Below are 13,000 nucleotides of genomic sequence, written 5' to 3' on the forward strand. Positions count from 1 at the left end.
GATTACCACATTAACCGGCCAATCAAGGGTGCCCCGATCACCGTGATAATCCCCGCCAACATCATCACCAGGCTAGACACCACCCCTTCCTGCTGGCCTATCTCATAGGCTCTGGCGGTACCGGCACCGTGGGAAGAAGCACCAAACCCCGCCCCTTTCGCCAGACCGCTGCGCACCGACAGGCGCAGGAACAGAATATCGCCTACCGCCATGCCAAACACGCCGGTAATCACCACAAACAGTGCCACCAAATCGGGTTGCCCCCCCATCTGCTTCGCCGCTTCCAGCGCGAACGGCGTAGTGATAGAACGCACCGCCAGGCTGCGCTGCACTTCATCCGGTAACGTCAACCAACGGGCCAGCCACACCGAGCTGTAAACGGCTACCACCACTGCGGTAAGCACCCCGGCGCTGAGAGAAAGCCAATGGCGGCGGATAATATGCAGGTTTTCATATACCGGCACGGCAAAAGCGATGGTTGCTGGGCCAAGCAGCCACAGCAGCCAGTGCGTTTCACCGATATAGCTCTGATACGAGATATGCGTCACCACCAGCAATAGCACCAATACCATCGGCGTTAGCACCAATGGCATCAACAGCAGGCTACGGCGACGGCGATAGAGCCGTTTATTGGCAAAGTAGAGTACCAATGTCACCACCAGGCAGGTGATGCTGAGGATCACGTCATTCATTACGCATTTTCCGCCGTTGCAGCCAGATCTCGAAGCGATAAACGCGATCCACCACCAACCCGGTCGCTCCCAGCGTCAGCATGGTGCTGATGGCAATCACCAGAAAAATCTTCCAGCCTTCCACCATCAACAGTTGGGCATAGTTCACCACCGCCACCACCGCTGGCACAAAAAACAGCAGCATTTCGGCCAGTAACCAACGCGATCCCGCTTTTACCCAGTTGAGCGGCAAAATGCGCAGCAGGATCAGCGCCAACATCATCAACATCCCCACGATATTGGCGGGCAAAGGCAGATGAAACAGTTGCACCAACCGATCGGCAAGCAGGAATAACAAGGCATATAGCACTACCTGGATCGGTACCTGTAAGCGAGTCAGCAAAGCAGGTGCAGCACGGCGTAACGCCAGAGACATGAAAGCAACCTCAGAAAAAATCAAGGCTTACAGTATACGCAGCCGGGAAACCCTGCCTGAAATGAATTAAAATTATCAACATCATGCCGTAAGGGAATAGTTTCCCGGCGGCACCGCCTTCAGGAGAGCCCAAAGTGGATGTCCGCACCCTGCGTTATTTTGTGGAAGTGGTCCGCCAGCAAAGTTTCACCCGCGCGGCCGAGAAGCTGTTTGTTACCCAACCCACCATCAGCAAGATGTTGCGCCATCTGGAAGATGAGTTGGAGTGCACACTACTGGTACGCGAAGGGCGCAAGCTGCACCTCACCGACAGCGGGCAGGCGGTTTATCAGCGCGGCCTGGCGATCCTCGATGAGTTCCGCCAGTTGGAGGCCGAACTGGAGGACATCAGCTCGGTGAAAAAGGGGGTGCTGCGGCTGGGTATTCCACCGATGGTCGGCAGGCAGATCGCCGGTTTGATCCGTCAGTTCCGCCAGACCTATCCGGGGATCGAACTGAAGATCTCCGAACTGGGCGGCCTTTCGGTCGAACAGGCGGTGTTAACCGGAGAATTGGATCTGGCGATGACGATACTGCCCGCAGTCTCTGACCAGCCGTTGACCTTTTTGCCCCTGCTAAGCCACCCGATGTGCGTAGTTGTGCCAAAGACGGCACACTGGCTCAACCGCACCAGCATCGCGATCAATGAGCTGGCCGAGTGGCCAATCCTGATTTATAACGAAGACTTCACGCTGTATAAAATGCTGATGGCAGCCTTTCAGCAGGCGGGCTTCGAACCCAAGATTGCCGTACGCAGCGGCCAGTGGGATTTTCTGGCAGCGATGGTGCAGGCCGGAGTGGGAATTGCCACCTTACCGGAGCCAGTCTGCCAATGGCTGGATAAAGAAAACCTGATCTGGCTGCCGCTGGAGCCACGAATGGAGTGGCAAGTGGGGCTGATCTGGCGCCAGGGCAGCTACCTTTCTCACAGCGCCCAGGCCTGGATTGCCTGCTGCCGGGAGTACTGGCCTCAGCCTTGATAGTCTTCTGTTTTCCCTCACCCCAACCCTCTCCCAAAGGGCGAGGGAGCCGATTCAGAGCGCCTATCAAGTAGCGTGATCAATCTGTGGCCCGTAAAGTCCCTCTCATTGCATAACGGTAGCAAATTCACGTCATAATCCCCTGCTATACTTCGGCTAATGCTCACCCAAAATCACAAAAAAACCGCTGATTTACTCTTCCGGCCAACGAAAGAGACAGCATGCCCCTTTATTCAGCCGGATGGAAATGATATGCAGCGGAAATCCCTCCAGAGTATCGCGCCTGGCCTGATGAACCTGCTCGCTTACGATCGTAGCTGGTTGAAACCTGATATCCGCGCTGGCCTCTCGGTGGCAGCAGTGGCATTACCGGTGGCGATTGCCTACGCCGAGCTGGCTGGCGTGAGCGCCATCGTCGGGCTTTACTCCTGTATTCTACCGATGATCGCCTACGCCATTTTTGGCTCATCGCGTCAGCTGATCGTCGGGCCTGATGCAGCCACCTGCGCGGTCATCGCCGCAGTAGTCACTCCTCTAGCGGCTGGCCATACCGAGCTGCACTGGCAATTGACCATCGTAATGACCCTGATGATGGGAACCTGGTGCCTGATTGCCAGCCGCTTCAAGCTGGGAGCCATTGCAGACCTGCTGTCACGCCCGATCCTCAATGGATTGCTCAACGGCGTGGCGCTTACGATTATCGTCAATCAGATCAGCAAGATATTCGGGTTTGCCTCGTCCTCCAGCGAGCTGATTGAACGTATTTACGCACTGCCGGTTAACTTACTCAACAGCCATTGGCCCACGGTGCTTATGTCACTGCTGACGCTGCTGATCCTGCTTGGCGTCCACTACACCCGGCCTAACTGGCCTGCACCGCTGTTCGCCGTAGTGCTGACAACGGCGTTGACCTGGGCGGCTAATTTGCCGCATTTTGGCATTGAAACGGTTGGGGGCTATACCGGTGGCGGTTTGCCCATGGTGTCATGGCCTGATTTTAAACCCGGGCTGCTGCGCGATCTGGTGATCCCGGCGCTCAACCTTGCCGTAGTCAGCTTTGTCAGCATGATGCTGACCACCAGGAGCTTTGCGGCAAAGAATGGCTACGAGGTTGACGCCGACAGCGAGTTTCGCGCACTGGGGCTGGTGAATATCGTCTCCGGGCTTTCGCAGGGGTTTGCCATCAGCGGTGCCAACTCTCGTACCGCCGTTAATGATGCCAACGGCGGAAAAAGTCAGTTGGTCTCGGTGATTGCCGCGCTGGCGATCGCTTTGGTAGTGGCATTTTTTAGCGAGCCGCTGCAGTTTATCCCCATCCCGGTGCTCGGCGTGGTGCTGATTTACGCCTCTTGGTCACTGCTGGATATGCGCAGCATTTTCCGGTTGCGCAAACGCAACCGCCCCGCGTTCTATCTGGCGCTGTTTACTTTCTTGAGCGTGCTGCTGGTAGGGATCATTCCCGGCATTGGGCTGGCGGTGCTGCTGGGTCTGTTGCAGTTTCTACAGACGGTTTTCCGGCCAACCGAACAGCTACTGGGGGTCAATGCAGACGGTATGATCCATTCGCTGGGTAAGAGCAACGGCGTCCAGCCTGTCGATGGCGTCATTATGTACCGCTTTAATTCGCCGTTGACCTATTTTAACGTTGCCTACTTCAAGCGGCGGATCACCACTCTGGTAAATGGGGCTCCGGGCCATCCACGTTGGGTGGTTATTGACGCGGTGGCCAGCTTCACCCATGCGGATATTAGCGTGTTAGCCGCTATCGAGGAATTGAAGCGGGATTTGCAACTACGGGGGATCGGCCTGGTGCTCGCAGGCCGCCGTACCGAGCTGACACGCTGGTTTCGCCTGGATCGCTCCGGCAGCAAGGAGAATAAACTGATCCTGGTTCCCGACCTGTATCTGGCGTTGAAGCTGATCCAAAGCAAGGAGAGTAAAGCGCAAGGGGATCGAGATGCCGAAGCCTTGGCTGAATAAGATAGGGGCCGCATAGCGGCCCCCGTAAAGATGTGGTTAGCCTTCTCGCTCAACCAGTAAGGCTTCCAGCAGATCGAGATCGTGCAGCAGTTTTTGCAGCGTCTCGTTGCTGATTTTTTGCGTAGCGCGTAGGTGATAAAGCTCACCACGCTCCGCCCGCAAGGCGGTCAAACGGAAACGCCGCTCGAGGTTTTCCAACGCCAGCGCATTTTCGATATCGTCTTTACTGGCAATACGCCGCCGCAACATTCCGGTCACCCTGGAACTGACCTCTTTGAGCACCTGCGGATCGAGGTTTTCCTCGGTGTCGGCCACCAGCCGCTCTTCCATCTTGTTGATGCTCTCAATCGCCACCTCGGCAGCCATGGCAATCGCCATGCGCTCTTCGGTCTTGCTGGCGCTCTTGTCTGCGACATGCACCCCGCGCAGTAATAACGGCAACGCCAGTACGCCAACGATCAGTGACAGCAAGATCACCCCGGCGGCGATAAACACTAGCTGATAGCGCGCCGGGAAGGCGGTGCCATCGCTAAGTAACAGCGGGATAGAGAGCACACCAGCCAGCGTAATCGCCCCACGCACGCCAGCGAAAGAAGCAACCCACAGCTCACGTATGCTGTAATCGCCAAACTGTAGAGGGCGCTTTTTCATAAAGCGATTACTGGCCTTTTTCATTACCCACAGCCAGCTGAAACGCAGCACCAGCAGCGCGGCGTAGATAATCGCCACGTCGGTGAACAGATACCAGGTCTCGATAGTCGGATCCAGTTCAGCCTGCACAATCGAGGTTTCCAAGATCCCCGGCAGTTGCAGCCCCAACATGATGAACACCATGCCGTTGAACACGAACTCCAGCATCGCCCAGACGCTGTTAGCGCGCAAACGCATGGCCAGCGGTGCGTTACGGATCACGCCAGACTGGCTGATGGTCATCCCCGCCGCGACGGCAGCCAGGATGCCGGACACGCCGATATGTTCGGCAATCAAATAGGAGGCAAAGGGTAACAGCAACAGCAGCACAATCTGCGTGGCCGGATCGTCTCCGCTCCAACGGCTCATCACGCGCAGCGATTTACTGTAGGTCCACGTCACCGCCACACCGGCCAGCAGGCCACCGATTGCCACCTTCAGGAACTCCATAGTGGCGCCACCGACGGTAAACACCATGGTCCCCATTGCCACCGCGATGGCAAATTTTAACGATACCAGGCCAGAAGCGTCATTCATCAACGCCTCACCTTCCAGCACACTCATGATACTTCTTGGGATACGCCCTTTACCGACGATACCGCCCAGAGCCACGGCATCGGTAGGAGACAATACTGCCGCCAGCGCAAACGCGGCGACCAGCGGGATCCCTGGTACCATCAGGTAAATGAGATAACCCACGCCGACAACGGTGATCAACACCAACACCAGGGCCAACCCCAGGATTTCACGCCCGTGGTGCAAGAATTCACGGGTAGGCGTTTTCCATCCGTCGGCAAACAGCAACGGTGGAATAAACAGCACTAAAAACAGTTCGGGGTCAAAATCAACGTGCAACCCGAAATGCGGCCAGGCCAGCAAGGCCCCAATGGCAATTTGCATCAAGGGTAACGGGATCTGGAACGGCAACATGCGTGTTACCACCCCAGACAGGGAGACCACCAGGATCAAAATGAGGATTGTAAAAAATATTTCCATGCTTTCCTTAGACTCTTAAGTTCAGATCACCAAAGCGCGCGGGTAACAGTGTCCGAATAGTAGATCACTTTTTTTCTCAGTTATAAAGCTTGTTGTGCCTTTCAAAACACGTCGCAGAAAAGGGGAAGAATAGTCTTAAGGAAATGAACGACGGGGCCGGAGGATGGCCCCGTAGAAGAAAGGCTTAAATTGCCCAACCACCCGCATAGAATGCCACCAGCGCCACCGCGATTAACACGGTACCGATGTTCAGCCTACGCCATTCACCGGAGAACACGCGGCCAATCACCAGCGAGCTGAAGCCCAGCATGATGCCCGTCACAATGTTACAGGTCAGCACGATAAACACCGCGCACAGCAAACCCGCCATGGCGTCGACAAAGTCGTCGAAATCCAGCTTGGTGACGTTGCTCAACATCAGCAGGCCAACGTACATCAGCGCAGGAGCGGTGGCGTACACTGGCACCAGATAGGACAGCGGCGACAGGAACAGGATCAGCAGGAATAACAGCCCAACCACGGTGGCCGTCAGGCCGGTTTTACCGCCCGCCGCCGTACCTGCGGCAGATTCGATATAAACCGCGGCAGGTGCAGCCCCAACCAGCCCGGAGAAAATGCTGCTCAGGGAATCAGAGGTCAGCGCTTTGCCACCGTTAATGATCTGGCCATCTTTATCCAGCAGATTGGCCTGCCCGGCGACCGCACGGATGGTGCCAGTGGCGTCAAACACCGCAGTCATTACCAATGCCAACACGCTTGGCAACACCACCGGTTGTAACGCCCCCATGATATCCAGGCTGAAGATCAGCGATTTGCCATCCGGCCCCGCCAGGCTAGGCATGGCGAACAACCCTTGGTATTTCACCGCCGGGTCGAAAATCAGGCCGATAACCGAAATGGCAATAATGACCAGCAAGATGCCGCCAGGTACACGCAGTTTTTCCAGGCCGAAGATAACCGCTAAGCCGATTAACGTCATCACCACCGGAAACGAGGTAAATGCTCCCAGCGCTACAGGCAAACCATCCAGCGGATTTTTCACCACCAGGCCGACACCGTTAGCCGCGATCAACAGCAGGAACAGGCCGATACCAATACCGGTGCCGTGCGCCACTCCCATTGGCAGGTTACGCAGGATCCAGGAGCGGATACCTGTAATCGAGATGATGGTAAACAGGATCCCCATCAGGAATACCGCGCCCAGCGCCACGGGAATGCTGATCTGCTGACCCAGCACCAGGCTAAAGGCGGTGAACGCCGTCAGTGAAATGGCACAACCAATCGCCATCGGCAGGTTGGCCCACAAGCCCATCAGCAACGACCCCAAACCGGCAACCAGGCAGGTGGCAACGAATACCGCAGTCGGTGGGAAACCGGCTTTACCCAGCATGCTGGGAACCACGATCACCGAGTAGACCATCGCCAGGAAGGTGGTTAGCCCTGCCACCACTTCCTGACGCACGTTGGTACCCCGTGCTGTAAGTTTAAAGTACGCATCAAGCCCGCCTTTGGGTGTCACGGCGTTATTTGCTTGAGAATTCGACATGTTGCTGTCCCCTGTTTTTCATTGCTGCCAGCCTGGATGAAGTGGCTTGTTATCCCACTGATGCATGGTCATTACGAAACCGTTTCCGTCACGTTCGCTTCCTTACCCTTCAGGAACGCGGCAACAGACGCCGTGTAAAAGGCAAACGTTTAACTCTCATCGCATGCAGCGGGTGATTTATGATGGTCTTATCCCCAAAAATCCCAAACGCTACTGGGTGGGATTTTCAAGGCAAACGATTATCTAGCCTTCTATGCCGTCTGATCAACTAAAGATCGCGACAATTTATGCGAAAACGTATTGGGATCGCTCATTGTTGAAGATGTGAGGTTTATCACATTACGACTTGAAGAGGAGAGATCGCCCCGACAGCTTGGGGCGGAAAAGATTATTGCGATTGCATCGCCTGCTCATCCATGTACATCAACTCCCAGATATGACCGTCCAAATCCTGGAAGCCATGACCATACATAGTGCCGTAATCCTGTGGCTGATTATAGGTATTGCCACCGGCGGCAATGGCTTTGCGTACCAACGCGTCTACCGCAGCACGGCTGGGTTGCGACAGGCAAATCAGCACTTCCGTCGCTTTGTTGGCATCGCTGACGGGATTGGGGGTAAACAGTTGGAATTTCTCGTGAGTCAGCAACATCACGTAAATACTCTCACTCACGACCATGCAGGCGGCAGTGTCATCGGTAAACTGCGGGTTGAAGATAAACCCCAGTTGGCGGAAGAACTCGATAGAAGCGGGCAAATTGCTGACGGGCAGGTTAACAAAAATTTGCGTAGCCATGGGCTACCTCCTATGAAAGTGACCCTATCGAGTATAGTTCAAGCCTTCACCCCAGCACGCTAAACGGCCCCCCCTGTTCCAGAGCCCGTTGATATGCAGGACGCGCGTGAATGCGTTGCAGATAGTCTTGCAGTTTCGGGCACCCCTCCAGCCCGCCTCGTCCAGCTAGCGCCTCCACCGGGAAACTCATCTGGATATCCGCAGCGCTGAATTCATTGCCCACAAACCAGGTGCTTTTATTCAGGTGTTGCTCCAGATAATCGCGATGCGTGACAATCTGCTTATCCAGATACTCTTTCTGTACCCCTTTACCGATCGCCCCGGCAATCGGGCGTATCACCCATGGGATCGGCGGGTGTCCTAAACGGCTAAACACCAGTTTCATTACCAGCAGCGGCATCAACGACCCTTCTGCATAGTGCAGCCAATAGCGATACTCCTGGCGAGCGTGAAAATCCGTGGGCGTGAATAACCCTTGTGCGTCATAGGCTTCCTGCAGGTATTCAATAATGGCGCCCGACTCGGCCAGTGTCAGATCGCCGTCTACCACTACCGGCGATTTGCCCAACGGGTGGATCTTTTTCAATTCGGGCGGTGCCAGCATGGTGGTTTTATCGCGTTGATAACGCAGAACCTGATAGGGAACACCGAGCTCCTCCAGAAACCATAAAATGCGCTGCGAACGCGAGTTGTTCAGATGATGCACGATAATCATGATTTTTCTCCCTCAGCGGCCTGGAGCCGTTGCCACACCAATTCGCCAATTTGCACGCTGTTGTCCAGTTGCAACGGCACGGTGCGTAATGTGAGTGTCTCGCCAGTGAAACTGTAGAAGCGGATCTGCTGGCTACCCAGCCAGTTGGGGAACGAACACCCCTCGACCCGATGAATGACGCACTGTTTATCTTCATCAATCCGATAGTGGCCAACTGCCAATAAACTGATTCGTTGTCATCACATTCGCTCCCTTGACGCCCAGGTTAAAAGGTAGTTGTGATTTCAACTATCGCCAACCCTACGTATAATTCAATTTATTTGATGTAGATACTCAAAACTCTCCGATTTTCCATTACCGCCAAGTGGCCTATCATTCAACACATCGAGAGACAACGGCCTCTCACCTAACAAAACCCCTGAGGATTGAATTATGAAAAGCATCAAAATTTTTGCTGCCGCTGTAATGTTAACTTCCGCTTCTTTCGCCAGCATTGCCGCTGACCAGGTCACCAGCCAGCCAACTGCCGACTCACAGAAAATCGGTGTGGTTTCCGTAAGCGGTGCCAGCAACCTGAGCGCTCTGGAAGCCGAACTGGCAAGCAAAGCGGCCGCATCCGGTGCCAACTCTTACCGTATCGTTTCCGCCGGTGGCCAGAACAAGCTTTACGGCACAGCAGAAATTTTTAACTAATCGTCAGATTATGAGCCCCGCAAGGGGCTTTTCGCGTTTTAACCGGTAATACAAACCGGAACAACCAGACTACTCTATAATGTAACCCATCCCCGCCAGCCAACCGGCACATGGCCCATTTTGGCAATCCCCTGCCTGCGTTTTCCCAGATACTGCAGTTGCTATTTATAACCATTACAACTTTTGGAGAGATATCATGTCGGTAACCCAACTTCTGTCTGGCCGAGTAGCTTTTGTCCAAGGTGGTTCACGCGGTATCGGTGCCGCCATCGTTAAACGCCTGGCACGTGAAGGCGCTACCGTCGCATTCACCTACGTTTCCTCCCCCGATAAAGCCGATGAGGTGGTTGAAGCCATTACGGCGGCTGGCGGTCAAGCCATTGCCATCCGTGCAGACAGTGCCGACGCAGAGGCTCTGCAACAGGCTATACGCCAGACGGTAAACAGCTTCGGCAAGCTGGATATTCTGGTGAATAACGCGGGCGTGCTGGCAATGGGTAACCTGGAGGAATTGTCGTTAGCAGATCTGGATCGCACGCTGGCCGTTAACGTCCGCAGCGTATTTGTTGCCAGCCAGGGGGCCGCGCGCCATATGAATGATAATGGTCGCATTATCAATATCGGCAGCACCAACGCCGAGCGCATGCCGTTTGCCGGTGGGGCGATCTACGCCATGAGCAAGTCGGCGCTGGTCGGCTTAACCAAGGGCATGGCTCGCGATCTGGGTTCACGCGGCATTACCGTCAATAACGTCCAGCCCGGCCCGGTAGATACCGATATGAACCCGGCTGATGGCGATTTTGCCGAACAGTTGAAACCGATGATGGCCGTTGGCCGTTATGGTAAGGATGAAGAGATTGCCAGCTTTGTGGCTTATCTGGCGGGGCCGGAGGCGGGATATATCACCGGTGCCAGCCTGACGATTGACGGTGGCTTCTCAGCGTAATGCCCTAGACAAACTGCTCCTACTAAAAAGGGGCAGTTTAGTTAAGTACTTAATTACCAGTTTGTAGATCCCCGCTGCCGCTATAATATTCTTATCATCAGATAGAGTAAAACCCGATGAATTATATTTCAGTACTTTCAAGAGGACCTGGAACGCTGCAAATAAATTTTAATAATAAAGTCACTCATCCTAGCTGAGCCAATGTAGGCCACGACCTCACGAACTGAAGTCAACTTGAAAAAAGGTTTAAAAAGCACTAAAATGGTCAAAATATACACACCACTGGAGTGTGGAGATGTCAATCAAAGACAAATTAATAAAAGCGTTAGAAAACAGCCCAGACAGCATTGTTTTGCGCCATGAGCTTTCAGCCCTTGGCGGACGTACGCAAGTCACAGATAGTCTGAGGGATCTGGTTGCTTCCGGCTTCCTGACTAAGCCTGGCTTAGGTATTTACGTTAAAAACGAGCACCGGCAGTATAAGGGTCTATACAATTCAGATCGTTGTATCACAGTAGTCAAAGAGATATTTAAAAAACTCGACACTCCGGTCAAAGATATCAAAATAGACCATATTGCCGGGCAAGATATTTGCATTGTTGATATCGGCGCTCAGCGAGTTTCACGCAAGCTGGAAATAAACGGGATCCCCATCCGCTATAGTAATAATCAAAAAATATCTAACGGGGATTATTTATTATCACAAGATGTCGATGATTTACCAACCAAAGGTGTACGAAAGTTTATCGAAAAACTTGCCGCTGCACATGGCATTCAATATCAACGTACAGGCTTGGATGACTTTGCCGAATCCGTTACTCGATTGGCCGGTGACGAAATAGAGCTCGACATAACAGAGAAGCTGCTTATCGCACTGAAGAAAAAGGACTTGATTAGCGGGCGACAGCTTGCCCGTCTAATGACCAATTATATGAGGGAAGTGAAAAATGTTCGATCCGTTCGGCGACTATGAAACGGCAGGATATCTCAGGAACATTGAGGGTATTAAAGATCTTGATGAGCTGAAACGTCAGGAACATGTATTCTTCGAAGCCAATCTTGAAGAGGCGCTCTCATATCTTCACGCGATCAAAGGTAAACTCACCTATTCGAATTTCCTGCAAGTTCATCGCTTACTTTTCGGCGAGTTTTACCCTTGGGCCGGTCAGGATAGGCTAATGTTAGGGGTCGGCCGATTGGTGAGCAAAGGCAAGCGAATACAATTCGAAGTCTCCGAGCGTTGCCAACACGCAATCGAGTGGGGCTTATCCAAGGGCAACGATGCTGCCATCCTAAGGCGACAACCGGGAACGGTGATGGGTATCTTTGCCTGGGGCCATCCTTTTCTTGATGGAAACGGCAGAACAATGCTGCTGGTTCATAGCGAACTTTGCCACCGAGCTGGCTTTTCGATTGACTGGGGCGCATCACAAAAGAATGCTTACCTAAAAGCACTCACATTAGAGATTGAGAATCCTCAAGGAAAACATCTCGATAACTATCTCCTTCCTTTTTGCTCCAAGACTCGACACAAGGATCTACTGCAACACTTAATGTCACTATCTGGGCTGGATGGTCGAAATAGGACAAGTTTGCCCGATATCGTTTATAAAGCAGATGACCCCGAGGCAAACGCAGCTTACCAAGACATTAAACGTGCGCGCGGTGAGAGCATTTAGGTAAGCAAGTTGAACTCGAAGAGATAGATGGCGATGTGGCTAACACTGAAATACCAGCAGCCAAAGGCTGCTGGTATTTTTCAACAAAACGACGCAATCAGAACGGAATATCGTCGTCAAAGTCCATTGGTGGTTCGTTGCTGGCCGCTGGTGCGCTGTTTTGCGCTGGGCGAGCCTGCTGCTGTTGACCACCGCTGAACTGGTTGCCACCCTGTGGCTGCTGAGGTTGACCCCAACCGCCCTGCTGGCCACCCGCTGGAGCGCCGCCGCCTGCTGGAGCACCACCACCTTGGCGGCCGCCCAACATCTGCATGGTGCCACCCACGTTGACCACGATTTCGGTGGTGTATTTTTCTACGCCCGCCTGATCGGTCCATTTACGGGTCTGCAATGCACCCTCGATGTAAACCTGGGAACCTTTACGCAGGTATTCACCCGCCACTTCTGCCAGCTTGCCGAACAACACCACGCGGTGCCATTCCGTTTTTTCTTTCTGCTCGCCAGTAGCCTTGTCACGCCAGCTCTCGGAGGTCGCCAGGGTAATGTTGGCAACTGCGCCGCCATTAGGCATGTAACGGACCTCAGGGTCTTGACCCAGATTCCCGACCAAAATTACTTTGTTTACGCCTCTGCTGGCCATGTTCGATCTCCCGATGAGTCATTTAAGTGGATTCAGACCACATTTTGGATAGTCTAAACCACAAATTGTAGCATGCCACCTGCTTAGATTATACCTGCGAAGTGCCTTCCAAAAATGTCCCGGCGATCGACCTTGTTGCATTCGTATACTGGATATTCATTCAGGTTTTTTTGTGCCATAATTATGCGTTTCG

General features: G+C 53.6%; 14 protein-coding genes. 6 read left to right on the plus strand and 8 right to left on the minus strand.

The genetic code is table 11. The features are described 5' to 3' along the window. Positions 1-2: 2 nt before the first annotated feature. Together KGP17_RS24720 and KGP17_RS24725 are read right to left on the minus strand one after the other, a co-directional pair. Positions 3-692 (minus strand): LrgB family protein, encoded by a 690-nt coding sequence (locus KGP17_RS24720; protein WP_021180789.1) that lies wholly within the window; start codon positions 690-692, stop codon positions 3-5. After that, positions 685-1,107 (minus strand): CidA/LrgA family protein, encoded by a 423-nt coding sequence (locus tag KGP17_RS24725; protein ID WP_059199016.1) that lies wholly within the window; start codon positions 1,105-1,107, stop codon positions 685-687. Before KGP17_RS24725 ends, KGP17_RS24720 begins: the two co-directional genes overlap by 8 nt. A 134-nt stretch (positions 1,108-1,241) precedes the next feature. On the opposite strand from KGP17_RS24725, the gene KGP17_RS24730 reads away from it, so the two are divergent. Both KGP17_RS24730 and KGP17_RS24735 read left to right on the plus strand, forming a co-directional pair. Next, entirely contained in the window at positions 1,242-2,126 is an 885-nt protein-coding gene (locus KGP17_RS24730) for a LysR family transcriptional regulator (protein ID WP_094981540.1), read from the plus strand. A 252-nt stretch (positions 2,127-2,378) separates the two neighbouring features. Then, entirely contained in the window at positions 2,379-4,106 is a 1,728-nt protein-coding gene (locus KGP17_RS24735; RefSeq protein ID WP_223498546.1) for a SulP family inorganic anion transporter, read from the plus strand. Between the two features lie 36 nt (positions 4,107-4,142). On the opposite strand, the gene KGP17_RS24740 is transcribed toward KGP17_RS24735, so the two are convergent. From KGP17_RS24740 to KGP17_RS24760, 5 genes are all read right to left on the minus strand, one after another. Next, complete coding sequence (locus KGP17_RS24740) at positions 4,143-5,792, minus strand: Na+/H+ antiporter (RefSeq protein WP_021180793.1); 1,650 nt, start codon at positions 5,790-5,792, stop codon at positions 4,143-4,145. 184 nt (positions 5,793-5,976) lie between these two features. Continuing rightward, positions 5,977-7,338 (minus strand): NCS2 family permease, encoded by a 1,362-nt coding sequence (locus KGP17_RS24745; RefSeq protein ID WP_039995975.1) that lies wholly within the window; start codon positions 7,336-7,338, stop codon positions 5,977-5,979. A 388-nt stretch (positions 7,339-7,726) separates the two neighbouring features. Then, on the minus strand, positions 7,727-8,134 hold the full coding sequence (locus KGP17_RS24750; protein WP_021180795.1) for a VOC family protein: 408 nt from the start codon (positions 8,132-8,134) through the stop codon (positions 7,727-7,729). A gap of 46 nt (positions 8,135-8,180) precedes the next feature. After that, positions 8,181-8,849: a glutathione S-transferase family protein gene (locus KGP17_RS24755; protein WP_179244403.1), complete on the minus strand. Its 669-nt coding sequence runs from the start codon at positions 8,847-8,849 to the stop codon at positions 8,181-8,183. Next, a complete protein-coding gene (locus tag KGP17_RS24760) occupies positions 8,846-9,070 on the minus strand; it encodes a lipocalin-like domain-containing protein (RefSeq protein WP_314733075.1) in 225 nt (74 codons plus the stop codon). Before KGP17_RS24760 ends, KGP17_RS24755 begins: the two co-directional genes overlap by 4 nt. 211 nt (positions 9,071-9,281) lie before the next feature. Between KGP17_RS24760 and KGP17_RS24765 the strand changes: the two genes are divergently transcribed. The 4 genes from KGP17_RS24765 to KGP17_RS24780 all read left to right on the plus strand — a co-directional run bounded on the left by KGP17_RS24765 (position 9,282) and on the right by KGP17_RS24780 (position 12,167). After that, positions 9,282-9,542, plus strand: coding sequence for a YdgH/BhsA/McbA-like domain containing protein (locus KGP17_RS24765; RefSeq protein WP_223498547.1), 261 nt, complete (start codon positions 9,282-9,284; stop codon positions 9,540-9,542). A 196-nt stretch (positions 9,543-9,738) separates the two neighbouring features. Further along, complete coding sequence (locus KGP17_RS24770; protein WP_223498548.1) at positions 9,739-10,488, plus strand: 3-oxoacyl-ACP reductase family protein; 750 nt, start codon at positions 9,739-9,741, stop codon at positions 10,486-10,488. 295 nt (positions 10,489-10,783) lie between these two features. After that, positions 10,784-11,461, plus strand: a complete 678-nt coding sequence (locus KGP17_RS24775) for a hypothetical protein (RefSeq protein ID WP_094982837.1) — start codon at positions 10,784-10,786, stop codon at positions 11,459-11,461. Continuing rightward, positions 11,436-12,167, plus strand: a complete 732-nt coding sequence (locus KGP17_RS24780; protein WP_094982838.1) for a Fic family protein — start codon at positions 11,436-11,438, stop codon at positions 12,165-12,167. Before KGP17_RS24775 ends, KGP17_RS24780 begins: the two co-directional genes overlap by 26 nt. A 97-nt stretch (positions 12,168-12,264) precedes the next feature. Here KGP17_RS24780 and ssb1 read toward each other — a convergent pair whose 3' ends face one another. Next, positions 12,265-12,807, minus strand: coding sequence for a single-stranded DNA-binding protein SSB1 (gene ssb1, locus KGP17_RS24785; RefSeq protein ID WP_024483970.1), 543 nt, complete (start codon positions 12,805-12,807; stop codon positions 12,265-12,267). Positions 12,808-13,000 lie beyond the last annotated feature (193 nt).

This window comes from Serratia sp. JSRIV001 (genome assembly GCF_019968745.1).
Lineage (GTDB): Bacteria > Pseudomonadota > Gammaproteobacteria > Enterobacterales > Enterobacteriaceae > Chania > Chania fonticola_B.

What these genes read in the sequence shown, in the direction of transcription:
- KGP17_RS24750 (WP_021180795.1), bottom strand. Translation starts at nt 8,134, where the DNA reads ATGGCTACGCAAATTTTTGTTAACCTGCCCGTCAGCAATTTGCCCGCT.
- KGP17_RS24725 (WP_059199016.1), bottom strand. Translation starts at nt 1,107, where the DNA reads ATGTCTCTGGCGTTACGCCGTGCTGCACCTGCTTTGCTGACTCGCTTA.
- KGP17_RS24745 (WP_039995975.1), bottom strand. Translation starts at nt 7,338, where the DNA reads ATGTCGAATTCTCAAGCAAATAACGCCGTGACACCCAAAGGCGGGCTT.
- KGP17_RS24735 (WP_223498546.1), top strand. Translation starts at nt 2,379, where the DNA reads ATGCAGCGGAAATCCCTCCAGAGTATCGCGCCTGGCCTGATGAACCTG.
- KGP17_RS24765 (WP_223498547.1), top strand. Translation starts at nt 9,282, where the DNA reads ATGAAAAGCATCAAAATTTTTGCTGCCGCTGTAATGTTAACTTCCGCT.
- KGP17_RS24740 (WP_021180793.1), bottom strand. Translation starts at nt 5,792, where the DNA reads ATGGAAATATTTTTTACAATCCTCATTTTGATCCTGGTGGTCTCCCTG.
- KGP17_RS24775 (WP_094982837.1), top strand. Translation starts at nt 10,784, where the DNA reads ATGTCAATCAAAGACAAATTAATAAAAGCGTTAGAAAACAGCCCAGAC.
- KGP17_RS24770 (WP_223498548.1), top strand. Translation starts at nt 9,739, where the DNA reads ATGTCGGTAACCCAACTTCTGTCTGGCCGAGTAGCTTTTGTCCAAGGT.
- ssb1 (WP_024483970.1), bottom strand. Translation starts at nt 12,807, where the DNA reads ATGGCCAGCAGAGGCGTAAACAAAGTAATTTTGGTCGGGAATCTGGGT.
- KGP17_RS24780 (WP_094982838.1), top strand. Translation starts at nt 11,436, where the DNA reads ATGTTCGATCCGTTCGGCGACTATGAAACGGCAGGATATCTCAGGAAC.
- KGP17_RS24755 (WP_179244403.1), bottom strand. Translation starts at nt 8,849, where the DNA reads ATGATTATCGTGCATCATCTGAACAACTCGCGTTCGCAGCGCATTTTA.
- KGP17_RS24720 (WP_021180789.1), bottom strand. Translation starts at nt 692, where the DNA reads ATGAATGACGTGATCCTCAGCATCACCTGCCTGGTGGTGACATTGGTA.